The sequence below is a fragment of the Paracoccus sp. TD-10 genome (genome assembly GCF_048270675.1).
GTDB lineage: Bacteria > Pseudomonadota > Alphaproteobacteria > Rhodobacterales > Rhodobacteraceae > Paracoccus > Paracoccus pantotrophus.
This window is the reverse complement of sequence record NZ_CP182419.1, coordinates 416,075-436,204: the sequence shown is the minus strand read 5'-3', so window position 1 is coordinate 436,204 and position 20,130 is coordinate 416,075. Positions and strand designations below refer to the sequence as shown.

Annotated in this window: 21 protein-coding genes and 1 pseudogene; 7 read left to right on the top strand and 15 right to left on the bottom strand. The window is 70.2% G+C overall.

The window, feature by feature from the left end; translation table 11 throughout:
• Window positions 1–129 precede the first annotated feature (129 nt).
• Genes ACNKFW_RS13110 through ACNKFW_RS13100 form a run of 3 tightly spaced genes read left to right on the top strand, consistent with a single transcriptional unit; the run spans window position 130 to window position 2,248 of the window.
• Window positions 130–1,272, top strand: coding sequence for a bifunctional 2-C-methyl-D-erythritol 4-phosphate cytidylyltransferase/2-C-methyl-D-erythritol 2,4-cyclodiphosphate synthase (locus ACNKFW_RS13110; protein ID WP_147428393.1), 1,143 nt, complete (start codon window positions 130–132; stop codon window positions 1,270–1,272).
• Window positions 1,273–1,286: 14 nt separating this feature from the next.
• Window positions 1,287–1,784: a phosphatidylglycerophosphatase A gene (locus tag ACNKFW_RS13105; protein WP_024845648.1), complete on the top strand. Its 498-nt coding sequence runs from the start codon at window positions 1,287–1,289 to the stop codon at window positions 1,782–1,784.
• Window positions 1,781–2,248, top strand: coding sequence for a CinA family protein (locus ACNKFW_RS13100; RefSeq protein ID WP_147428395.1), 468 nt, complete (start codon window positions 1,781–1,783; stop codon window positions 2,246–2,248). The genes ACNKFW_RS13105 and ACNKFW_RS13100 overlap by 4 nt, the downstream gene beginning before the upstream one ends.
• On the opposite strand, the gene ACNKFW_RS13095 is transcribed toward ACNKFW_RS13100, so the two are convergent.
• From ACNKFW_RS13095 to ACNKFW_RS13055, 9 genes are all read right to left on the bottom strand, one after another.
• Window positions 2,245–3,327 carry a threonine aldolase family protein gene (locus ACNKFW_RS13095; RefSeq protein ID WP_147428397.1) on the bottom strand — a complete coding sequence of 361 codons (1,083 nt, stop codon included), beginning with the start codon at window positions 3,325–3,327 and terminating at the stop codon, window positions 2,245–2,247. The two genes, ACNKFW_RS13100 and ACNKFW_RS13095, sit on opposite strands and share 4 nt — an antisense overlap.
• Window positions 3,324–3,764, bottom strand: a complete 441-nt coding sequence (locus ACNKFW_RS13090) for a YcgN family cysteine cluster protein (protein ID WP_024845651.1) — start codon at window positions 3,762–3,764, stop codon at window positions 3,324–3,326. Before ACNKFW_RS13090 ends, ACNKFW_RS13095 begins: the two co-directional genes overlap by 4 nt.
• Entirely contained in the window at window positions 3,764–4,693 is a 930-nt protein-coding gene (locus tag ACNKFW_RS13085; protein ID WP_024845652.1) for a bifunctional riboflavin kinase/FAD synthetase, read from the bottom strand. The genes ACNKFW_RS13090 and ACNKFW_RS13085 overlap by 1 nt, the downstream gene beginning before the upstream one ends.
• 32 nt (window positions 4,694–4,725) lie before the next feature.
• Window positions 4,726–5,169 carry a MaoC family dehydratase gene (locus ACNKFW_RS13080; protein WP_024845653.1) on the bottom strand — a complete coding sequence of 148 codons (444 nt, stop codon included), beginning with the start codon at window positions 5,167–5,169 and terminating at the stop codon, window positions 4,726–4,728.
• A 108-nt stretch (window positions 5,170–5,277) separates the two neighbouring features.
• Window positions 5,278–6,147 carry a TIGR01459 family HAD-type hydrolase gene (locus ACNKFW_RS13075; protein ID WP_147428399.1) on the bottom strand — a complete coding sequence of 290 codons (870 nt, stop codon included), beginning with the start codon at window positions 6,145–6,147 and terminating at the stop codon, window positions 5,278–5,280.
• A gap of 15 nt (window positions 6,148–6,162) precedes the next feature.
• The gene (locus ACNKFW_RS13070) at window positions 6,163–7,083 is read right to left on the bottom strand and encodes a manganese-dependent inorganic pyrophosphatase (RefSeq protein WP_418025429.1); all 921 of its coding nucleotides are present in this window, start codon (window positions 7,081–7,083) and stop codon (window positions 6,163–6,165) included.
• A 129-nt stretch (window positions 7,084–7,212) separates the two neighbouring features.
• Window positions 7,213–7,548 carry a DUF4440 domain-containing protein gene (locus tag ACNKFW_RS13065; protein WP_024845656.1) on the bottom strand — a complete coding sequence of 112 codons (336 nt, stop codon included), beginning with the start codon at window positions 7,546–7,548 and terminating at the stop codon, window positions 7,213–7,215.
• Window positions 7,538–8,581, bottom strand: coding sequence for a TraB/GumN family protein (locus ACNKFW_RS13060; RefSeq protein WP_024845657.1), 1,044 nt, complete (start codon window positions 8,579–8,581; stop codon window positions 7,538–7,540). Before ACNKFW_RS13060 ends, ACNKFW_RS13065 begins: the two co-directional genes overlap by 11 nt.
• 61 nt (window positions 8,582–8,642) lie before the next feature.
• Window positions 8,643–9,944 carry a glycosyltransferase family 4 protein gene (locus ACNKFW_RS13055; RefSeq protein WP_028710803.1) on the bottom strand — a complete coding sequence of 434 codons (1,302 nt, stop codon included), beginning with the start codon at window positions 9,942–9,944 and terminating at the stop codon, window positions 8,643–8,645.
• A 197-nt stretch (window positions 9,945–10,141) separates the two neighbouring features.
• Between ACNKFW_RS13055 and groES the strand changes: the two genes are divergently transcribed.
• On the top strand, window positions 10,142–10,429 hold the full coding sequence (groES, locus tag ACNKFW_RS13050) for a co-chaperone GroES (RefSeq protein ID WP_019353022.1): 288 nt from the start codon (window positions 10,142–10,144) through the stop codon (window positions 10,427–10,429).
• A 38-nt stretch (window positions 10,430–10,467) separates the two neighbouring features.
• Window positions 10,468–12,105: a chaperonin GroEL gene (groL, locus tag ACNKFW_RS13045; protein ID WP_024845659.1), complete on the top strand. Its 1,638-nt coding sequence runs from the start codon at window positions 10,468–10,470 to the stop codon at window positions 12,103–12,105.
• Window positions 12,106–12,248: 143 nt separating this feature from the next.
• Here groL and ACNKFW_RS13040 read toward each other — a convergent pair.
• Window positions 12,249–12,629 (bottom strand): annotated as a pseudogene (locus tag ACNKFW_RS13040) (AMP-binding enzyme); the annotation flags it as partial.
• A gap of 151 nt (window positions 12,630–12,780) precedes the next feature.
• Between ACNKFW_RS13040 and ACNKFW_RS13035 the strand changes: the two are divergent.
• Window positions 12,781–13,443: a hypothetical protein gene (locus ACNKFW_RS13035; protein ID WP_147428403.1), complete on the top strand. Its 663-nt coding sequence runs from the start codon at window positions 12,781–12,783 to the stop codon at window positions 13,441–13,443.
• Window positions 13,444–13,526: 83 nt separating this feature from the next.
• Here the strand turns inward: ACNKFW_RS13035 and ACNKFW_RS13030 are convergent, their stop codons facing one another.
• The 5 genes from ACNKFW_RS13030 to ACNKFW_RS13010 all read right to left on the bottom strand — a co-directional run bounded on the left by ACNKFW_RS13030 (window position 13,527) and on the right by ACNKFW_RS13010 (window position 18,644).
• Window positions 13,527–14,264 carry a calcium-binding protein gene (locus ACNKFW_RS13030; protein ID WP_024845962.1) on the bottom strand — a complete coding sequence of 246 codons (738 nt, stop codon included), beginning with the start codon at window positions 14,262–14,264 and terminating at the stop codon, window positions 13,527–13,529.
• Window positions 14,265–14,372: 108 nt separating this feature from the next.
• Window positions 14,373–15,545, bottom strand: coding sequence for a glycerate kinase (locus ACNKFW_RS13025; protein ID WP_147428405.1), 1,173 nt, complete (start codon window positions 15,543–15,545; stop codon window positions 14,373–14,375).
• Between the two features lie 137 nt (window positions 15,546–15,682).
• Complete coding sequence (locus ACNKFW_RS13020) at window positions 15,683–17,332, bottom strand: SLC13 family permease (protein WP_208852041.1); 1,650 nt, start codon at window positions 17,330–17,332, stop codon at window positions 15,683–15,685.
• 49 nt (window positions 17,333–17,381) lie between these two features.
• Window positions 17,382–18,107 carry a hypothetical protein gene (locus ACNKFW_RS13015; RefSeq protein WP_024845959.1) on the bottom strand — a complete coding sequence of 242 codons (726 nt, stop codon included), beginning with the start codon at window positions 18,105–18,107 and terminating at the stop codon, window positions 17,382–17,384.
• 45 nt (window positions 18,108–18,152) lie between these two features.
• Window positions 18,153–18,644: an RNA polymerase sigma factor gene (locus ACNKFW_RS13010; protein ID WP_147428407.1), complete on the bottom strand. Its 492-nt coding sequence runs from the start codon at window positions 18,642–18,644 to the stop codon at window positions 18,153–18,155.
• A 95-nt stretch (window positions 18,645–18,739) separates the two neighbouring features.
• Between ACNKFW_RS13010 and ACNKFW_RS13005 the strand changes: the two genes are divergently transcribed.
• Window positions 18,740–20,020 (top strand): S8 family serine peptidase, encoded by a 1,281-nt coding sequence (locus tag ACNKFW_RS13005; protein ID WP_147428409.1) that lies wholly within the window; start codon window positions 18,740–18,742, stop codon window positions 20,018–20,020.
• Window positions 20,021–20,130 lie beyond the last annotated feature (110 nt).

Sequence of the window (20,130 nt, the reverse complement as noted above, 5' to 3'; positions counted from 1 at the left end):
CGGCACATGGCCGTCCTTATAAGCACAAGCCGCGCCTTGGGCCACCACCGGCTGCGTCTTTTGGCCGCGACGAAACGCCTGACCGGCGGCGATTGCCTCGGGGCGGCGGCTGACCTACATCTGGCGGCCATGACCATACCCGCCACATATGCCGCCATCATCACCGCCGCCGGCCGCGGCACCCGCGCCGGCGCGGGCCTGCCGAAGCAATGGCGCAGCCTGGCCGGGCAAACCGTGCTCGGGCGCAGCATCGCCGCCTTTGCCGGCTTCCCGCGCATCGTGGTGACGCTGGCGCCCGAAGACATGGCGCACGGCGTCGCGGAGCTTTCGGGCCCCGTCACGCTGGTCGCGGGCGGCGCCACGCGCTCGGGCAGCGTGCGCGCCGCGCTGGAAAGCCTGGAGGGCGCCGGCGTGACCCATGTGCTGATCCATGACGGCGCCCGGCCGCTGGTCTCGCCCCGCGTGATCGACGGCGTGGTCGCGGCGCTTGCCGCCGGCGCCCCCGCCGCCGCGCCCGCCCTGCCCGTCACCGACGCGCTGTGGCGGGCCGCGGACGGGCGCGTCACCGCCACCGCCAGCCGCGAGGGGCTGTTTCGCGCCCAGACCCCGCAGGGTTTCGCGCTGGACGCCATCCTGGCCGCGCATCGCGCCCATCCCGAGGGCGCGGCGGATGACGTGGAACTGGCGATCCGCGCCGGCCTGCCCGTCACCGTGACACCGGGCGACGAGGACAATCTGAAACTGACCTGGCCCGAGGATTTCGCACGGGCCGAGCGTATCCTGGGGGACGCGATGGACATCCGGCTTGGCAATGGTTTCGACGTGCATGCCTTTACCGCGGGCGATCATGTCTGGCTGTGCGGGGTGAAGATTCCGCATGACAAGGCGCTCTTGGGCCATTCCGACGCCGATGTGGGGATGCACGCGCTGACCGACGCGATCTATGGTGCGCTGGCGCAGGGCGACATCGGCCGGCATTTCCCGCCCTCGGACCCGCAATGGAAGGGGGCGGAAAGCCATATCTTCCTGCGCCATGCCGCGATGCTGGCGCGGCAGATGGGCTATGAGATCTCCAATGCCGACGTGACGCTGATCTGCGAGCGGCCCAAGGTCGGGCCCCATGCCGGCGCCATGGCGCTGCGCCTGTCCGAGATCATCGGCGTCGAGCCCGACCGGGTCAGCGTCAAGGCCACCACCTCGGAACGGCTGGGCTTTACCGGGCGCGAGGAAGGCATCGCCGCCATGGCCACCGTCACATTGGTCAAGGGGTAATTGGGGGGTTAATCATGGACAAGGCGATCGCAACCTTCTTCGGCATCGGCCACCTGCGGCCGGCGCCCGGCACCTGGGGCTCGGCCGCCGCGGTGGTGCTGGGGGTCGCCGCCTATGAATGGCTGCACCCGATGCTGGTGCCGGCGGGTTTCGTGCTGGCGACGCTGCTGGGCTTCTGGGCGGTGCCGCGGGTGCTGGCGGACAGCGCCGAGGGCGATCCGTCCTGGGTGGTCATCGACGAGGTGGCCGGGCAATGGCTCGCGATGAGCTTCACCGTCATCCCGCTGGCGCAGAAGGGCGTCTCGATCCTGGCGGCCTGGCCGGGATTCGTCGCGCCCTTCCTGCTGTTTCGGCTGTTCGACATCTGGAAGCCCTGGCTGGTCGGGCGCGCGGACCGGCGCGGCGGCACGCTGGGGGTGATGGCGGACGACCTGTGGGCGGGCCTGTTCGCCGGCGTGGTCTCGGTCATCCTGGCCGGGCTCTACCACGCCGTGCTGGAGCCGATGCTGTGACCGACCCCGCCGAAGTCCTGGATCTGGCACGCCGGCGCGGGGTGTTGATCGCCACCGCCGAAAGCTGCACCGGCGGGCTGATCGCCGGGCGACTGACGGACGTGCCCGGGTCATCCGATGCGGTGGACCGCGGCTTCGTCACCTATTCCAACGCCGCCAAGATCGAGATGCTGGGCATCCGCCCCGAGACTCTGGAGGCCCACGGCGCGGTCAGCGAGGAGATCGCGGCCGAAATGGCCCAAGGCGCGCTGGCCCGCTCGCAAGCGGGCGTGGCGGTCGCCGTGACCGGCATTGCCGGGCCGGGCGGGTCCGAGCATAAGCCCGAGGGCCGGGTCTGCTTCGGCATTGCCGATGCCCTTGGCGTCAGGACCGAGACGGTGGATTTCGGCCCGCTCGGCCGGGCCGCGGTGCGCGCCGCCACCGTGGAGCATGCGCTGGCGCTGCTGAAGGCGGCGCTGGCCTAGCCCAGGGCCTGCGGCTCGGCTCGGAGGGGCTTCGGCTCGGCCAGGGCCTGCAAAGCGCCGGTTACATCCTCGAGCCGCGTGTCCCAGCCGCAGACCAGGCGGATGCCGACCGGCTCGTCCTCGGCCGGCTGCTGGGTATGCGGCCAGAGGTGATAGCAGAGGCCGCCGGCACAGGCGCGGCGATGCAGATCGGCCGGGATGGTGGCGAAGACCGCGTTCGATTCGACACGCTGGTCGATGCGCACGCCGGGCAGGCGCGCCAGACCCAGCGCCAGTTCATGCGCCATGGCATTGGCGTGGCGCGCCAGTTGCAGCCACAGGTCGCCCTCGAGCCAGGCCAGCACCTGCGCCGCCAGGTAGCGGTGCTTGGACACAAGCGCCCCGGCCCGCTTGCGGCGGAACTGGAACTCCTCGGATTTCGCGGGGTCGAAGATCAGCACCGCCTCGACCCCCATGCAGCCGTCCTTGGTGCCGCCCAGCGACAGGATGTCCACACCCGCCCGCCAGGACAGGTCGGCCGGCGCCACGTCCAGCCCGGCCAGCGCATTGGCAAAGCGGGCTCCGTCCATATGCAGGCCCAGCCCGGCGTCACGGGCGATGGCGGCCAGCGCCTCGACCTCGTCCGGCCGATAGACGGTGCCCCATTCCGTCGCATTGGTCAGGCTCAGCGCCGCGTTCCGCCCGGCATGAACCGAATCGCGGCCATGGACCACCAGCGCCTCGGCCAGCGCCTCGGGGGCGATCTTGCCGCCGGCGCCAGGGATCGGGATCAGCTTGGCGCCGCCGGAAAAGAACTCGGGCGCCCCGGTCTCGCTGGTCTGCACATGGGCGTCGGCATGGCAGAAGACCTTGCCCCAGCCCGGCGCCAAGAGCGACAGCGACAGCGCATTGGCGGCCGTGCCCGAGGCCACGAAATGCACCGCCGCCTCGGGCGCGTCGAAGAGTTCGCGCAAGCGGTCCTGGGCGGCGCGGGTGATGCTGTCCTCGCCATAGGCGGGCACATGGCCCTGGTTCGCGGCGGCAAGCGCAGCCATGATGCGCGGATGCACGCCGCCCGCATTGTCCGAGGCGAAACTCATGAAAGATCCTCGATGATATGCTCGTCCCAATCGTCCTCGGTCACGGAAAGCTCGCTGACGGTCCAGCCGCGCACCGAGGCGCCGGCGCGATGCACCGATTCGCGATCCCCCGAGATCAGATAGTGCCAGTCGTAAAGCGGCTTGCCCTCGGCGCGCAACCTGTAGGCGCAGGTCGAGGGCAGCCACCAGGCGATCTCCTTGAGCTTCCTGGGCGTCAGGACGACGCAATCGGGCACGAAATCGTGGCGGTTATGATAGCTGGAACATTGGCAGGTCTGGCCGTCCAGCAGCCGGCAGGCAACGCGGGTAAAGGCCAGCTCGCCCGTATCCTCATATTCGATCTTGTTGAGGCAGCACTTGCCGCAGCCGTCGCAAAGCGCCTCCCATTCCTGCTTGTCGAGGCGCGCAAGCGGCAGTTCCCAGAACCGCTCGCGCATCAGCGGGTCGCCAGGATCTCGCGCGCCTGGGCACTGTCGCGATCCATCTGCGCGACCAGCGCCGGCAGGCCGTCGAACTTCGCCTCGGGACGCAGGTATTCGACCAGCGCCACCGACAGGTGCTGGCCATAGAGGTCGGCCGAGAAATCGAAGATATGCACCTCCAGGTTGGGCCGGTTCTCGCCGAACATCGGGCGCACGCCCAGGCTGGCCACGCCCTTGTAGCTGCCGCGGTCCGGCCCGGTCAGCACGTCGACCAGCACGGCATAGATGCCAAGCGCCGGCAGGTGCAGCCCCTCGACCGCCATGTTCGCGGTCGGATAACCCAGGTCGCGACCGCGCTTGTCGCCATGCAGCACCTCGCCGTCGATGCGGTGCCAATGGCCCAGCATGCGCTCGGCGTCGCGGGTGCGGCCCTCGGCCAGCGCCTCGCGGATCGCGGTCGAGCTGTATTGCAGCGCACCGTCGCCGATCAGCGGCGCCACGGTGACGCCGAAGCCCATCTCGCGCCCCAGTTGCGCCAGGGTCTGCGCATCGCCCGACCGCTTGCGGCCAAAGCAGAAATCCGCGCCCACGGTGACATGGCGCACGCCCAGCCCCTCGACCAGCACCTCGCGCGCGAAAGCCTCGGGCGCAAGCCCGGCCAGCACCGCGTCAAAGGGCAGTTCGTAAAGGTGGTCCACCCCCAGCCGCGCCAGGCGGTTGGCCCGCGATTCCACGTTCATCAGCCGGAAGGGGGGCGCGTCGGGCACAAAGAACTCGCGCGGATGCGGCTCGAAGGTGATGACGCCAAGCGCCGCGTCGCAGGCGGCGCGCGCCGCGTCGATCACCGAGCGGTGGCCCAGGTGGACGCCGTCGAAATTGCCCATGGCGACGGTGGCCCCGCGGGCATCGAGCGGCAGAGCTTTCCAGTCGTGATGGATGCGCAATCGGGCCCCCGGTGGGCCGGCGGCCGGCCCTGTCAGTCGAATTTGCGGCTTGGCGCCAGAACGACGGCCTCGCCTTTCAGGACGACCGTATCGCCGACGAGGCAGCGGGTTGCAAGGGTCACGCGGCGCTTTGCGTGGTCGATCGCCTCGACCGTGACCTCGGCGCGGACCATGTCGCCGGGCCGGACCGGGGCCATGAATTTCAGCGTCTGGCCCAGGTAGACCGTGCCATGGCCGGGCAGCTGCTCGCCGATCACGGCCGAGATCAGCCCGGCGGTCAGCATGCCATGGGCGATGCGCCCCTCGAAGATGGTGTCCTGCGCATAGTCATCGTCCAGATGCACCGGATTGCGGTCGGTCGAGACCTGAGCGAACATCTCGATATCCTCGTCGGTCACTACCTTCTGCAGGTAGCGCATCATCCCGACCTCGAGATCCTCGATGACGATCGTGCCGCGCGGAAGGTTGTCCAGCATCATTCAATGCTCCCGATGAGTGGATTTATGCTGCATAGCAGCAAAACCGGGGGAGCGCAACAAAATAACACTGGCACCATCCAAAAGGACGGATTGTTACCGAACCGTTCAGCGCAGCCGGCCGATGGCGTAGGCCGGGTTCTGCGACCGCAGCGCCAGCCATTCGGCAAGCCGCGCCGGGTCGGGGTTTTCCACATCCGGGCCGAACTGGTCGAAGCCGAGGCCGCCGGTGACGAACAGCGCATCCAGCCCCTCGCCCGCCGCGCCGGCGATGTCGGTGGCGATGCCGTCGCCGATGGCCAGGATGCGGGCATCCTCGCCCAGCCCCAGCCGGCGGCGCGCCAGGTCGTAGATCGGCGGATGCGGCTTGCCGAAATACAGCGAGGTGCCGCCCAGATCCTCGTAAAGCTCGGCCAGCGCCCCGGCGCAATAGAGACGCTTTTCGCCCATGTCCACGACCACGTCGGGATTGGCGCAAAGCAGCTTCAGCCCGCGTTCGCGCGCCAGCATCAGCCGGGCGCGGTAATCCTCGGGCACCTCGACCAGGTCGTCGAAGAGCCCGCAGCAAACGATGCCCTCGGCCTCGTCCAGCGCCACGCGCTCGATGGCCGGGGCGTCCTGCCATTCCTCGGGGATGTCGGTGAAGAAGCCCTCGTCCTTGGGCTGGGCGATGGCCCAGACCCGGCGGCCGACGGCGCCGGCGAACATGGCGTCCTGCGCGGCGTCGCCCGAACTGACGATGGCGTCCCAGGCATCGCGCGGCACGCCCATGCGGTCGAGCTGCGCGGCCACGTATTGCTGCGGCCGCGGCGCATTGGTCAGCAGCACCACCCGCCCGCCCTGGGCGCGAAAGGCCTGCAAGGCGGCGACCGCGGCCGGGAAGGCGGCGACGCCATTATGCAGGCAGCCCCAGAGATCGCAGAACAGGACGTCGTAATTCGGGGCGATCTCGTCGAGCGCGCGGATGATCTGCGTCATGGAACGGTCCTTCGCTCAGACGGCCAGGGCCGGGATGATCTGCTTCTTGCGGGACATGATGCCGGGCAGGACCACGCTGTCGCCCGAAACCGTCGCGTTGAAGCTTTTCTCGGCCACCTGCCGGACGAAATCGTTCGGCACCAGCAGGGTGGCCTCCTCGTTCAGGATATCGACGATGAACAGCAGCACCTCGTCGGCGCCGTCGGCGGCCGCGACGGCCGGCATGGCGGCGATCAGCGCCGCCTTGCGGTCCAGCAGCACCTGCGGCGCGGTCGTCTCCAGCACCGAGACGCGCAGCTGCTTGCCGCCGAGCTCATATTCCTTGCTGTCCATGCGCAGCAGGGCTTCCTCGGTAAAGGCCGATACGTCCGACTTGGCCGCGAACATCTCGGCGGCGTATTCGGAGATCGAGACGCCCAGATCCCTGGCTAGCTTCTCGGCCACGAAACGGTCGTGGGGCGTGGTGGTCGGGCTGCGGAACTCCAGCGTGTCCGACAGGATGCAGGTCAGCATCGCGCCCTTGATGGCACGGGGCGCGCGGGCCAGATCCTCGTCGCCGATCAGGTCGTGCATGATCGTCGCGGTGCAGGCCAGCGGGCGGATGGTGATGTTGATCGGCAGGCGGGTCTTGATACCGCCGGCCAGTAGGTGATGGTCGATGATCTCGATCACATCGGCCTCGGCCAGCGAATCGGGCAGCTCGGCGGGGTTGTTGGTGTCCACCACCACGCATTGCTCGCCCGGCGCCACATCGGCGATGATCTCGGGCATCTCGAGGCCCCATTTCGCCAGCATCCAGGCGGCCTCGGTGTTCGGCTCGCCCTGCAACACCGGTTTGGCCGGGGTCTTGCGGACTTCGGACAGATACCAGGCCCAGATGATGGGCGAGCCGGTCGAATCGGTGTCGGGGGCCTTGTGGCCGAAAACCTTGATCATGGGGATCCCCTGAAGCTTGGGCGGAAAATTCGCCGGGGTTATAGGGGCGCGGCCCGGCAATGTCTATCGACGGGCGGCACCGCGGCCCGGGCCGCCTTGCCCGCCGCGCGGGGTCCGGCCGGGCGGGGATCAGACCGGGGTCTGCTGGTGCTGCAGGATGCGCCAGTCGCCGGCGCGGCGGATCCAGGTGGTGGTGCAAAGCGCGCGATAGGTCTCGGCCCCGGCGCGGCGCGCGGTGGCGCGATAGGCCAGCACGCAGACCTCGTCGGTCTCGATGCTGGCCCGTTCGGCCATGGTGACTTCCTGCCAGCGCGGCGCGGATTGCAGCGCGGCGATCACCGCGGCGCGGTCCATGATGCCGGTGGGCCGAAAGGCCATCAGGCAGGAGCCGTCGAGCTTGCGCGCTGCCTCGGCCACCCCCGCCAGCCAGAATTCGCGTTCCTCGCGCCAAAGCTCATCCGCCATCGCCCATCCCCTCCACCGTGATCGGGCTGATGTTCCAGCCCCTGTTTTCCAGCAACCGCAGCACGCCATGCTCGCCCGGCAGGTGCAGCGCGCCAAAGCCGATCACCAGGCCCTTGCCCTGCCCGGCCGCCTCGGCCGCCGCCTGTTCAATCGGTTCGATCCAGCTTTCGTTCCGCCGGTCCATCAGCTTTTCCTGCGCCAGCCGCATCTGCTCATCGACCTCGGCCCGGGTCAGGCCGGAATTGTCATAGGCGTCGAAGCGGCCGAATTCCCAGATCAGCCAGCTGTCGCCCGAGAAATAGGCGTCCGCCAGCGTCACCGCGTAATCGTCGGCATATTCGGCGGCGGGCATGGCGGCGCGGATCATGTCCTCCTCCTCCTTGGAGGTCATGCCCGCAAACAGGGTGAATACGGTATCCCAGGGCTCCAGCGCGCGGACCGGCACCTCGGCGGCCTCGGCGCGCTCCACCAGCAGGTGATCCAGCCCTCCGGGATCGCCCTTTTCCTCGATCACCCGCATCATGCAGGGCGAGACCCCCAGCATGACCGCCACATACCAGGGCCGCAGCCGGCTGGCGATCACCGCCGGCAGGCCGCGCGCCTCGAGCGCGGCCGAAAGCGACTTCCACTCGACGTCGCTGAAACGCTCGGGCAGGGTCGGCCCCTCGGGATCGACCAGCAGCGACGGGTCCGAGGCCATGGCTTCGGCCAGCTTCGCCTCCTCCTCGGGGCCGGCCTCGACCATCAGCAGGGCGGCCTCGTCGATCTCGGGGCCGAAATGCTCCATGGTCAGATCGTGGCGCGGATCCGCGAAATGATAGGTGCCCAGCAGAGTGACCCGCTGCTCGCCCTTCTCGGCCTGCCAGAACAGGCCATGGCGATAGGGCACGCCCTCGGCCGCCGCGTGCAGTTCGGCCAGCCGCTCGGGCGGCATGCGCTCGAACAGGTTCTGTCCCATGCAATCCTGCGCCGCGGCCGGCAAGGCCGGGGTCACGGCGGCAAAAAGGGCGGTCAGGATCGGCGTAAGGCGCATGGAGTCGGTTCCTGCATCAGCGTGGCGTGCAGCATGGCACGGGTGCGGGCAACGCGCCAGCCTAGCGCGGCAGCGGCAATTCCTGCGGCAAAGGCGCCCCGGCGATCACCGCTCGCCAGATGCGCTCGACCTGCGCGGCCTTGGCGGCCCAGGTGAAGTCGCGCATGACGCGGGCCTGCCCCGCCGCCGCCATGACGCCCAGCACCGCCGGATCGGCGGCGATGGCCTCCAGCCGCTCGCGCAGCCCCGCCACCAGCGCGGCGCGGCGGCCCATCGGAATGCGAAAGCCTGTCGCATCGTCGACCAGTTCCCCCGGCCCGGCGTAATCGGCGACCACCGGCACCACGCCAAGCGCCATCGCCTCCAGCACCACGCCGCCGCCGAACTCGCGCACCGAGGGAAACACCAGAAGCTGCGCCCGCGCCGCGACGCCCTGCACCTCGGCATGCGGCAACCAGCCGTGGAACCGCACCGCCTGGGCAACGCCTTCGCGCGCGACCAGGTCGCGCAGCGCCCCGGCCTGCGGGCCGTCGCCGACGATGTCCAGCACCATGCGGCCATCGCGCAGCAGGGGCAGCGCCGCCTCGATCGCCATGTCGGCGCCCTTGTAGGGCACCAGCCGGCCGATGAAGCAGCCGCGCAGCGGCAAGGTGCCGGGCTGCGGCGCGGTCAGGCTGAAGCGCGCGGGCTCGATGGCGTTTTCCGGCAGCCAGACGGTCTTGGCCCGGAAGCCCGCCGGGATCTCGCCCAGCGTGTGCAGCGAGCCGCAGAGGATGGCCGAGGCATGGCGCAGCATCGCGCCGCGGCCCGGCAGCGCCTTGTAGGCGCCGCGGACATAGGACAGCCATTCCCGTTCCCGCCGCCGCTCGCTGTCGAAACCCCTGGGCCAGGGCACGCCGCCGTTCAGCGGCCCCAGCACGAAGGGCACGCCCGCGCGGGCGCAAAGCGGCGCGATGCGGCTGTTCGCCGTGGGCGTCAGCGGCGTCACCCGATGCACGACATCGTATTGCCCGGCGCGGATCGCCGGGCCGAAGGCACGCCAGACCAGCCGCTCGAAATAGCCGTAGCCCAGCGTCGAGACCGCGGTCTTCATGGTCCAGCCGACGCCCTTGCCCATGCTCAGCCTTTCCGCCAGCCGCCACATCGGCGCGGCCAGCCGCTCGCTGTCGATGGCGGTAAAGTCGCGCCCCTCGACCAGGCCGGCGCGCAGGATGGCATCGCGGTTGCGGACCTGGGTGACGATATGGACATCGGCCACGTCGCGCAGCGCATGGGCCAGCGACCAGCCCACCAGCGGCACCGAGACCCATTCCGGGTTCGCCGCCTCGGCAATGACAAGGGCCTTCAGACGCCGTTCCACCATAAGCTCCGCCCCCGCTGCTTCCCCTTGGGCCTAGCCGCGCCGCGGAAAGCCCGTCAAGCGGATTTCATGGCGGATTTCCCGATTGCAGGCCGTTGACAGGCCGCGGGCAGGCGCCTAGATGGTTTGCCATTGGCACTCACCCGAGCCGAGTGCCAACAGCTGCAACACTGCAACCTGAAACACCGGAGTGTTCTACTATGGCTTTCAAACCGCTGCACGACCGCGTTCTGGTCCGTCGCGTCCAGTCGGACGAAAAGACCAAGGGCGGCCTGATCATCCCCGACAGCGCCAAGGAAAAACCCGCCGAGGGCGAGATCATCGCCGTGGGCGAAGGCGCGCGCAAGGATTCGGGCGAACTGATCGCGCCCGCGGTCAAGGCCGGCGACCGCGTGCTGTTCGGCAAGTGGTCGGGCACCGAGGTCACGGTCGACGGCGAAGAACTGCTGATCATGAAGGAAAGCGACATCCTGGGCATCATCGCCTGATCGTCCCCTTCCGATAACCCATTCAAGGAGCAGAGCACATGGCTGCGAAAGAAGTTAAGTTCAACAGCGACGCGCGCGACCGGATGCTGAAGGGCGTGAACATCCTGGCCGATGCGGTCAAGGTGACGCTTGGCCCGAAGGGTCGCAACGTGGTGATCGACAAGTCCTTCGGGGCGCCGCGGATCACCAAGGACGGGGTCTCGGTCGCGAAAGAGATCGAGCTTTCCGACAAGTTCGAGAACATGGGCGCGCAGATGGTGCGCGAAGTCGCCTCGCGCACCAATGACGAGGCCGGCGACGGCACCACCACCGCCACGGTGCTGGCCCAGGCCATCGTGCGCGAGGGCATGAAGGCGGTCGCCGCCGGCATGAACCCGATGGATCTCAAGCGCGGCATCGACATGGCCACCGCCAAGGTCGTGGAAGCGATCAAATCCGCCGCCCGCCCGGTCAACGACAGCTCGGAAGTGGCGCAGGTCGGCACCATCTCGGCCAATGGCGAGGCCTTCATCGGCCAGCAGATCGCCGAGGCGATGCAGCGCGTCGGCAACGAGGGCGTGATCACCGTCGAAGAGAACAAGGGCATGGAGACCGAGGTCGAGGTCGTCGAGGGCATGCAGTTCGACCGCGGCTATCTCTCGCCCTATTTCGTCACCAATGCCGACAAGATGATCGCCGAGCTGGAGGATGCCTATATCCTGCTGCACGAGAAGAAGCTGTCGTCGCTGCAGCCGATGGTCCCGCTGCTGGAATCGGTGATCCAGTCGCAAAAGCCGCTCTTGATCGTGGCCGAGGACGTGGAAGGCGAGGCCCTGGCCACGCTGGTCGTCAACAAGCTGCGCGGCGGGCTGAAGATCGCCGCCGTCAAGGCGCCGGGCTTCGGCGACCGCCGCAAGGCCATGCTGCAGGACATCGCGATCCTGACCGGCGGCCAGGTGATCTCGGAAGACCTGGGCATGAAGCTGGAGAATGTCACCATCGACATGCTCGGCCGCGCCAAGAAGATCTCGATCAACAAGGACAACACCACCATCGTCGACGGTGCCGGCGAGAAGGCCGAGATCGAGGCGCGGGTGTCGCAGATCCGCCAGCAGATCGAGGAGACCACCTCGGATTACGACCGCGAGAAGCTGCAGGAGCGTGTGGCCAAGCTGGCCGGCGGCGTCGCCGTCATCCGCGTCGGCGGCATGACCGAGATCGAGGTCAAGGAGCGCAAGGACCGCGTCGACGACGCGCTGAACGCGACCCGCGCCGCGGTGCAGGAAGGCATCGTGGTCGGCGGCGGCGTGGCGCTGGTGCAGGGCGCCAAGGCGCTGGAAGGCCTGGCCGGCGCGAACTCGGACCAGGAAGCCGGCATCGCCATCATCCGCCGCGCGCTGGAGGCGCCGATGCGCCAGATCGCCGAGAATGCCGGCGTCGACGGCGCCGTGGTGGCCGGCAAGGTGCGCGAATCCTCGGACAAGGCCTTCGGCTTCAACGCCCAGACCGAGGAATATGGCGACATGTTCAAGTTCGGGGTGATCGACCCGGCCAAGGTGGTGCGCACCGCGCTGGAGGACGCCGCGTCGGTGGCCGGCCTCTTGATCACCACCGAGGCGATGATCGCCGAGAAGCCCGAGCCCAAGGCCCCGGCCGGCGGCATGCCCGACATGGGCGGCATGGGCGGCATGATGTAAGCCGACGACCCGCCTTTGGCGAAGCATTGGGCCGTCCCGAAAGGGGCGGCCTTCTCGCATCCCCCGGCAGCCAGCGCCGGCCAAGCGCGGGGAGCGTCGGGCCATGGGCCGCACCGCGCAGAGGCCGCCGATCTGCCGCGCCCTCAACGCTCCGCCGCCCCGTCGTAAAGCCCGGCAAAGCGGTCGCGCAGCAGGTTCTTTTGCACCTTGCCCATGGTATTGCGCGGCAGCTCGTCCAGAAACAACATCCGCTTGGGCTGCTTGAACTTCGCCAGCAGCCCCTTCAGCACGGTCAGCAGCTCGGCCTCGGCCAGGGCGGGGCTGCCGGTCGGGACCACCGCCGCCGTCACCCCCTCGCCGAAATCGCGATGCGGCAGGCCGATGACGGCGGATCCGGCCACGCCGGGCAGCTCGGCAGCGGTCTTTTCCGGCATGCGCCAATAGCCCTTGAAGACGTTCGGGCCGCACAGCTCGATCATGCCGATCTCGCCCCGCGGCAGTTCTGCGCCGGTTTCGGGGTCGGTGGCGCAACGCCGCGGCGGCGGCCGGACCCGCCGGTCCGGACCATTGCGGCATTGCCCGGAAAAGCCTCTGGCGCATCGCGGCGAGGCGATGGGATAAACGGGACCATGGACCGCCCGCCGGGCAGGTCGCGGCCAGCCGGAGGAACTGCCGATGCGCTATTTCGACTTCAGCACCTGGCAGGGGATCCTGACCACCCTGCTGGGCCTTGCGCTGTTCACGCTGATCGGCGTCGGCATCCGGGTGCTGATGCTGCTGACCATCCAGCAGCGCCAGCAGCGCATGAACCGGCAGATCAACGAACGGCTGCGCACGCTGATCGCCGCCTACAAGGTGCTGGGCGGTTCCTTCACCGGAGAGCTGCTGGTCGATCCGACCCATCTGCGCGACTTGCGGCAGCGCATGCAGGAGGCGGGGGGCGAGGAGGGCCCCGGTTCGGATCGCGCCCGGCGCATCCGCGACGCGGTCGAGGCGGCGCTTTCGGACATCATCCTGCTGGGCACCGAGGAGCAGGTGCGCCTGGCCAGCCAGGCCGCCGCCGAGATGGCCGCCGGCCGGCCGACCCATACCGCCGAACTGGTCGTCTCGCTGCGCGATTTCATCCGCAAGGCGCTGGATCTTGCGCCGGTGCCGCGGGATGTCGCCATTCCGCTGCAAGGCCCGGCGCGCCAGGCCGGCAGCTCGTCCAAGGGCGGGCGTGGCGAAGGCGGCAAGGGCGGCGGCGGGACCGGCGGGGCGGGCGCTGGCATGGGCGGCGGCATGGGCGGCGGCATGGGTCTTGGGCCGGGACGCCATGCCGATGATGCGGGGCCCTGAGCCGGCCGGGACTGCCGGCCTGCGACGCCACGGCGGCGCAGATCCGTCCGCGCCGCCGCCTGCGCCTGCCCGGAACGGGCGGCCTACCAGATGAAATCGTCCCCGCCCAGCTGGCCCAGCCGGATGTCCTCGATCACCAGTTGGTCGTTGCCGGCACGGATGACGACATCGTTGCCGACCTGGCTGGCAGCGGCGCGGATGTCGCCGAAACCGTCGAACCGGGCGTAATGCGACAGGTTGATGCGATCGTCGTCGCTGTCGAAATCGGTAATCCTGTCGCGGCCGCCGTTCCAGACGAAGACATCCGCCCCTTCGCCGCCGGTCATGGTATCATTGCCACCGCCGCCGTTCAGCGTGTCATTGCCCTCGTGCCCGAACAGCCGGTCGTTGCCGGCCTCGCCGAACAGGCGGTCATCGCCCTCGCCGCCCATCAGCGTGTCGGCGCCGGCGCCGGCGCGGACGACATCATTGCCGTCGCCGGCAGCGATGTGATCGCGGCCGTTGCCGGTGGTGGCCTGGTCGTTGCCCTCGCCCAGGGTGATGCGGTTGTTGCCGTTGCCGGCGCGCACCACGTCATTGCCGCTGCCCGCGTCGATGGTGTCGTTGCCGGCGCCGGCCAGGATCACGTCATTGCCCTCGCCGCCCCAGACCCGGTTATGACCCTGGCCGGCATCCAGGCGGTCGTTGCCCCCGCCGCCATAGATGCTGTCATTGCCCTGGTAGCCGAAGATGGTGTCGTCGCCGGACATGCCCCATATCTGATCGGCAAGGCCGGTGCCGAACAGGCGGTTGTCGTCGTCATTGCCACGAATGCTGGCCATGGTCTTTCTCCGTCACTTGCGTTGGACCGGCAGGATCGGAGCGGCCTTGGGCGGCCGTTCCCCGCGCATCCCGGCTGCCGGTTCGGCCGGGAGCGCAAGTCGCAATGTTCAGGCGCCGCGGGCGCGCCAGGCCAGGCGCTGGCCCACCAGCAGCATGCGCATGGTGTTTTCGGCCGCCGCGCGCAGCAGCTTGCCGCCCTCGTCGATGGCCTTGCCCAGCGAACAGGGGCGCCGCATGATCGAGGCATAGGCGGCGATCCCGTGTTCATAGGTCTGGCGCGCGCCCTTGCCGATGGTGCCGGCCAGCGCCACGGTCGGCACGCCAAGCGCCTCGGCACGGCGCGCGACCTCACAGGGCACCTTGCCATAAGGGCTTTGCCCGTCCAGCGCGCCCTCGGCGGTGATGACCAGGTCGGCGCGGGCCAGCAGCCGGTCGAAATCCAGATAGTCCAGCATGATGTCGAAGCGCGGATGCAGCGTCGCGCCGGCAAGGCCGGCAAGCCCCGCCCCCAGCCCGCCCGAGGCGCCCGCCCCCGCCATCCCGGCCACGTCGCGCCTGGCGGCCGCGAGGATCGCGGCGGCATGGCGGGTCATGCCGCGTTCCAGCGCCTCGACCTGCTCGGGCGTGGCGCCCTTTTGCGGACCGAAGACGCGGGCCACGCCGCGCGGGCCCAGCAGCATGTTGTGCCAGTTGACCGCCGCGTCGATCCGCACCCCCGCCAGCCGGGGATCGAGACCGGCAAGATCGATGCGCTCCAGCCGCTCCAGCGCGCCGCCGCCCTCGGGCAGTTCGCGCCCCTCGGCGTCCAGAAAGCGCGCGCCAAGCGCCCGCGCCATGCCGGCGCCGCCGTCGTTGATGCCGCTGTCGCCGCAGCCGACCAGGATGCGCGTCGCACCATGGTCCAGCGCCTCGAGGATCAGCTCGCCCACGCCGCGGCTGGTGGTCAGCGTCGGGTCGCGCCGGTCGCGCGGCACCAGCGACAGGCCGGCAGCCGCGGCCATCTCGATCACCGCGCTGCGCGGGCCGTCGCCGCCCATCATGCCCCAGAAACTGGGCACGGGCTGGCCCAGGGGGCCGGTGACGGTGGTGGCGACCATGCGGCCGCCGGTGGCAGCGATCAGCGCCTCGGTCGTGCCTTCGCCGCCATCGACCATGGGTGCCGTCAAAACGGTGGCATGCGGGGCGGCGCGGCGGATGCCGCGGGCGATGGCCTCGGCCACCTGGTTGACGGAAAGCGATTCCTTGAACCCCGAGGGCGCGATCAGAACGGTCAGCGACATATCCTGCCTCCTTTTTCCTGTTGTCTGGCGGGATTACGGCCCAAGCCCGCGGATTATTCCGGCGCAATGCGAAAAATACGTGGCAGGAAGCGAAAAGAGCGGCCGGAGCCGCCCTTTCCCCTTGATCCGAAAGGGTCTTATCGGATGGTGATGCGCAGGCCCACCGGGCGCAGGGCGCGGTTCACCTCGTGCTGCAGCCGCTGCAACTCGCCCATGGCGCGGACATCGCGCGGCCCGGCCGGGGGGCGCTCGGGCTGGGCTACGGGACGGGGCTCGGGACGGGGCGCGGGCCGGGTGGCGGCAATCGCCGGGCCCGGGACCGCCGCCGCCAAGGCCGCCACGGGGGCTTCCCGCGCCCCGCCGCGCATCCGCTCCAACTGCGCGGGCCAGACCAGCAGGGCGAAGCCGACCAGCAGCACGGCCACGACCGGCGCCAGCGGCAGCGCCAGCTGCATCAGGTCGCGCTGCGCGAAACCCGCGCCCTCGGCATGGCCGAAGATCGCCACCGGCTTGGCCGAGGCCATCATGCTTTGGCAAAAGCCGGTGCCCATGACTGCGACCAGGATCATCAGCGCCGGATCATGGCCCCAGCCCGCCATCGGCAGCGCCAGCGCCGGGATCAGCACCGCCGCGCGGGCCGAGCGCGAGGTGATCGCCAGATGCGCCGCCACCGATGCGGCGGCCAGCAGCGCCACCACCGCAGCGCGGCTCCCCGTCAGCGCCGGTGGCAGCGCGGCCAGCGCATGGCCGGCCAGCCAGCGATCCGTCCCGGTCGCGGTCATCGCCTGGGCGATCAGCACGGTCGCAGCCATGTAAAGCAGCAACTCGACATCGACGGCGCGGAAGATCTCCTTGGGCTTGCGGGTGGCGAAGGGCGGGGTCAGCAGCACCAACGCCCCGACCAGCGCCGCCAGCGCCATGCCGATGCCGTGCAGCGGCGCGGTCAGCCACAGCCCGACCACCGCCGCCAGCACCAGGGCAATGCGGGCCTGGCGGCGGCGGGTCGCCGGGTCCGGCTGCGGCGTCTCGATCCGGGGCAGCGGCGCCATCAGCAGGGCGCGCGGCACGAACAGCAGCAGGATCAGCGCGGTTCCGGCCAGGCTGGCGGCCAGCGAGAACGGCAGGCCCAGCATGGCCCAGTCCAGATAGCCCAGCTGCAAGCCGGTGGCGCTGCGGATGCTGGCGGCGGCCAGCAGATGCGCGCCAGCCCCGATCAGCGAGGCTCCGGCGGAAAGCAGGATCGCCGTCGGAAACAGCAGCGCCAGCGGCTTTCGCAGCGCCGGATCGGGCAGGCCGCCGGCGATCGCGGCAAAGACCGGCAGCAGCAGCGCCGCCCGGCCCGAGGTCGAGGGCAGCACGAAAGCCGTCGCCGCCACCAGCAGCGTCAGCAGCAGGGCGAAGGGCAGGAAACGCAGGCCCCGGCGCATCAGCGGCGCGACCAGCCGCTGGGTCAGCCCGGCATCCCTGGCGACGGCGGCGATGACGAAGGCCGAGAGCAGCAGCCAGATCAGTTCGCTGCCGAGCGCGGCGAAAAGCTGTACCTCGCTCAGCACGCCGCCCAGCACCAGCGCCAGCACGGCAGCCAGCGCCACCAGCGATTCCGGCAGGCGGGTGCCGACCCAGCCCAGCACTGCCAGCGCCGAGACGGCCAGCGTGATCCGCCCCCCTGCCTCCAGCGTCGCGGGCAGGCCCCAGGCGGCGCCCAGGATGGCCGTGGCCAGCAGCGCGACCACAAGCCGGCGCGGTTCGGCAAGCGACAGGGTCGGGGCAAGGGTGCGGGCGGTCATGGCATTCTCCTTTGCGGTCTCACCGCAGGATTACGCCGCCGCCGCCGATCTATTCCCCGGCCAGGGCGCGCAGGGCCAGCGCCTCGTCCTCGGGGGTCAGCGGCTCGCCCGCATCCAGGGCGGCAAGCGTCGCCTCGATGCTTTCCGGACCCGAGGCCGGGCGGTAGTCCGCGCCATCCGCCTCGGACCGGGCGGCGAAGCGCGCCTGCCAGCCCTCCGCGTCGCGGCAGGCCAGCACGATGCGCAGCATCCGCTCGCGGGCGGTTTCGTATTCGCGGCAAAGCTGCCCCTCGGGCAGCTGGAACGAGGCGATCATGCTGATCTCGGTGCCGTCCGCCAGCACCCGCACCTCGCCCGAGGGCAATTCGTCCAGCGCCGCCAGTTCGGCCCCCGGCAGCCCTTCGCCGCCCCGTCCCGACCACTCCCACCAGCCAAGGCCAAGGACGGCCAGCGCGGCCGAAGCGGCCAGCGCCAGCCATGGGCTGCGATTCAGGTTCGCGGCCGGAGCCCTTGGCGCGGGTGCGGGCGGGCACGGTGCCGCCTGCGGCGCAGGCTCCGGCGCGGCAGAGGCAGCGGCACGGATCATGCCGGCCAGCGGGTCTTCGCCTGCGGCGCCGGTCCTGAGGGTGCCAAGCAGCCGCCGCGTCTCGGCAAAGCGGTGCAGGCGGCGCTGCAATTCGGGATCGGCCGCGACGGCCCGGCGCACCGCCTCGGCCCGGCCGGGCTCCAGCTCGCCATCGGCCAGCGCCATCAGGGTCTCATCGTCGATCTGCATGGGCCTGTTCTCCCGCCGGGTTGCCCGCCGTATACGCGCCACCCGTCATTCTATTCCCAATTTCCCGGCCAGCGCGAGCCGGGCCCGCGACAGCCGGCTCATCACCGTGCCGACCGGGATCGACAGCACCTCGGCGGTCTCGGCATAGCTCATCTCCTCGACGCAGACGAGATGCAGCACCTCGCGCTGCTCGGGCGGCAGGGTGGCCATCGCCGCCTCGACCGATTGCAGCATCAGATGCGCCTCGAGCGCCGGGGCCGGGTCCACCGGCAGCGCCTCGGGCATTTCAAAGATGTCGAGCTGGGCGCCCGCGGTCCTTTGCCGCCGGGTCTGGTCGATCCAGGCGTTGCGCATGATGCGGAACAGCCACGGCTCCAGCCGCGCGCGGCGGTCGAAGCCGGCGGCATGGGTGATGGCGCGCTCGACGGTGATCTGCACCAGGTCGTCGGCCAGATCGGCGCGGCGCGACAGCGACAGCGCAAACCGCCGCAGGTTCGGCAAAAGGGCGATCAGGGCTTCGCCGAAAGCCGCATCCATGAAGACCTCCGGAGGGGGAAAGTTGACCTGGGCGGGGAATAATAGAATGTGTCGGGCGTAGAATGTCCAGAAACCGGCTTCATGGAGGAAGGGAAATGCCGCGCCTGCTGCTGTTCGTGACCGTGCTGGCCGCCATGCTGCTGGCCGACCTGCGCCCCGGCGCCGACTGGACAGCGCCCGCTGCCGCCTGGGCCGACGACGACGACGACGACGACGACGATGATGATGATGATGATGACGACGATGACGCCCCGCGCCGCCGCAGGGCGCCGCCGGCCCAGCCGCGGGTGCAGGCCGCACCCCTGCCCCAGCGCGCGCCGGACGAGGTGATCGCGCGCGGCCTGGCGCCCGCCGACCTGGCGCAGTTGCAGGGCATGGGCTTCGAGGTGCTGCACGAGACCCGGCTGAGCGCGGGCGAGCCGATGCACCGTCTGCGCAAGCCCGCCGCCATGCCCCTTGAGCAGGCGCGCGAGGTGGTGCGCGGCATGGGCTCGGCCACGGCAGCCGATTTCAACCATTACTACCGGCCGGGCAATGCGCCGGGCTGCCGGGGTGCCGACTGCCCGGCCCGGCAGATGATCGCATGGCCGGCGCATGGCACGGGCTGCGGCACGCCGCCCCGGATCGGCATGGTGGATACCGGGCTCAACATCGGGCACGAGGCGCTGGAGACAGCACAGATCAGCCTGCACCGCATCGCCTCGGGCGACGGGGCGGCGGATTCCGACAGGCTGCATGGCACCGCGGTGGCGGCGCTGCTGGTCGGGCGTGCCGACAGCCGCACGCCGGGCCTGGTGCCGCAGGCGCCGCTGATCGCCGTCGATGCCTTTCACAAGCAGCGCCAGGACGAGCGCGCCGATGCCTTCGCGCTGGTCGAGGCGCTGGACTACCTGGCCGCGCAGCGGGTGCGGATCGTGAACCTGTCCCTGGCCGGGCCGGCCAACGACGCCTTGGCCGAACAGATCCGCCGCATGGACCGGGCCGGGATCGTGCTGGTGGCGGCGGCGGGCAATGGCGGGCCGGCGGCGAAGCCGGCCTATCCGGCCGCCTATCCGCAGGTGATCGCCGTCACCGCCGTCGACCGCCGCGCCCAGGTCTATCGCCGGGCGAACCGGGGCGGGCATATCGACCTGGCGGCGCCGGGGGTGGATGTCTGGACCGCCGCCTCGATCCGCGGGGCGCGCACCAAGACCGGCACCTCCTTCGCGACGCCCTTCGTCACCGCCGCCGCCGCGCTGCTGATGCAGAAGGAGCCGGACCTGACCCCGGCCGAGGTGCGGGCCCGGCTGCGATCCAGTGCGCGCGACCTGGGCAAGGCCGGCCATGACGAGGTCTTCGGTCACGGCCTGGTCAGCCCGCCCGATCCCTGCCGATGATCCCGGCGCTATCGGCGTTTCGGCGAAAACCGACATGGAGGTGTTTCAGGCATCGGTTATCCTGCATCTGCCGCCACCCGTTCCGGGACGGGCCGGCACGATGTCTGGAA

Bases quoted from the DNA above. Each gene is read 5' to 3' on its own strand.
- ACNKFW_RS13055 (WP_028710803.1), bottom strand. From the start codon at position 9,944: ATGGTGGAACGGCGTCTGAAGGCCCTTGTCATTGCCGAGGCGGCGAAC.
- ACNKFW_RS13025 (WP_147428405.1), bottom strand. From the start codon at position 15,545: ATGTCGCTGACCGTTCTGATCGCGCCCTCGGGGTTCAAGGAATCGCTT.
- groL (WP_024845659.1), top strand. From the start codon at position 10,468: ATGGCTGCGAAAGAAGTTAAGTTCAACAGCGACGCGCGCGACCGGATG.
- ACNKFW_RS13065 (WP_024845656.1), bottom strand. From the start codon at position 7,548: ATGGCGGATGAGCTTTGGCGCGAGGAACGCGAATTCTGGCTGGCGGGG.
- ACNKFW_RS13105 (WP_024845648.1), top strand. From the start codon at position 1,287: ATGGACAAGGCGATCGCAACCTTCTTCGGCATCGGCCACCTGCGGCCG.
- ACNKFW_RS13080 (WP_024845653.1), bottom strand. From the start codon at position 5,169: ATGCTGGACAACCTTCCGCGCGGCACGATCGTCATCGAGGATCTCGAG.
- ACNKFW_RS13070 (WP_418025429.1), bottom strand. From the start codon at position 7,083: ATGATCAAGGTTTTCGGCCACAAGGCCCCCGACACCGATTCGACCGGC.
- ACNKFW_RS13110 (WP_147428393.1), top strand. From the start codon at position 130: ATGACCATACCCGCCACATATGCCGCCATCATCACCGCCGCCGGCCGC.
- ACNKFW_RS13075 (WP_147428399.1), bottom strand. From the start codon at position 6,147: ATGACGCAGATCATCCGCGCGCTCGACGAGATCGCCCCGAATTACGAC.
- ACNKFW_RS13035 (WP_147428403.1), top strand. From the start codon at position 12,781: ATGCGCTATTTCGACTTCAGCACCTGGCAGGGGATCCTGACCACCCTG.
- ACNKFW_RS13030 (WP_024845962.1), bottom strand. From the start codon at position 14,264: ATGGCCAGCATTCGTGGCAATGACGACGACAACCGCCTGTTCGGCACC.
- ACNKFW_RS13060 (WP_024845657.1), bottom strand. From the start codon at position 8,581: ATGCGCCTTACGCCGATCCTGACCGCCCTTTTTGCCGCCGTGACCCCG.
- groES (WP_019353022.1), top strand. From the start codon at position 10,142: ATGGCTTTCAAACCGCTGCACGACCGCGTTCTGGTCCGTCGCGTCCAG.
- ACNKFW_RS13005 (WP_147428409.1), top strand. From the start codon at position 18,740: ATGCCGCGCCTGCTGCTGTTCGTGACCGTGCTGGCCGCCATGCTGCTG.
- ACNKFW_RS13090 (WP_024845651.1), bottom strand. From the start codon at position 3,764: ATGCGCGAGCGGTTCTGGGAACTGCCGCTTGCGCGCCTCGACAAGCAG.
- ACNKFW_RS13010 (WP_147428407.1), bottom strand. From the start codon at position 18,644: ATGGATGCGGCTTTCGGCGAAGCCCTGATCGCCCTTTTGCCGAACCTG.
- ACNKFW_RS13095 (WP_147428397.1), bottom strand. From the start codon at position 3,327: ATGAGTTTCGCCTCGGACAATGCGGGCGGCGTGCATCCGCGCATCATG.
- ACNKFW_RS13020 (WP_208852041.1), bottom strand. From the start codon at position 17,332: ATGACCGCCCGCACCCTTGCCCCGACCCTGTCGCTTGCCGAACCGCGC.
- ACNKFW_RS13015 (WP_024845959.1), bottom strand. From the start codon at position 18,107: ATGCAGATCGACGATGAGACCCTGATGGCGCTGGCCGATGGCGAGCTG.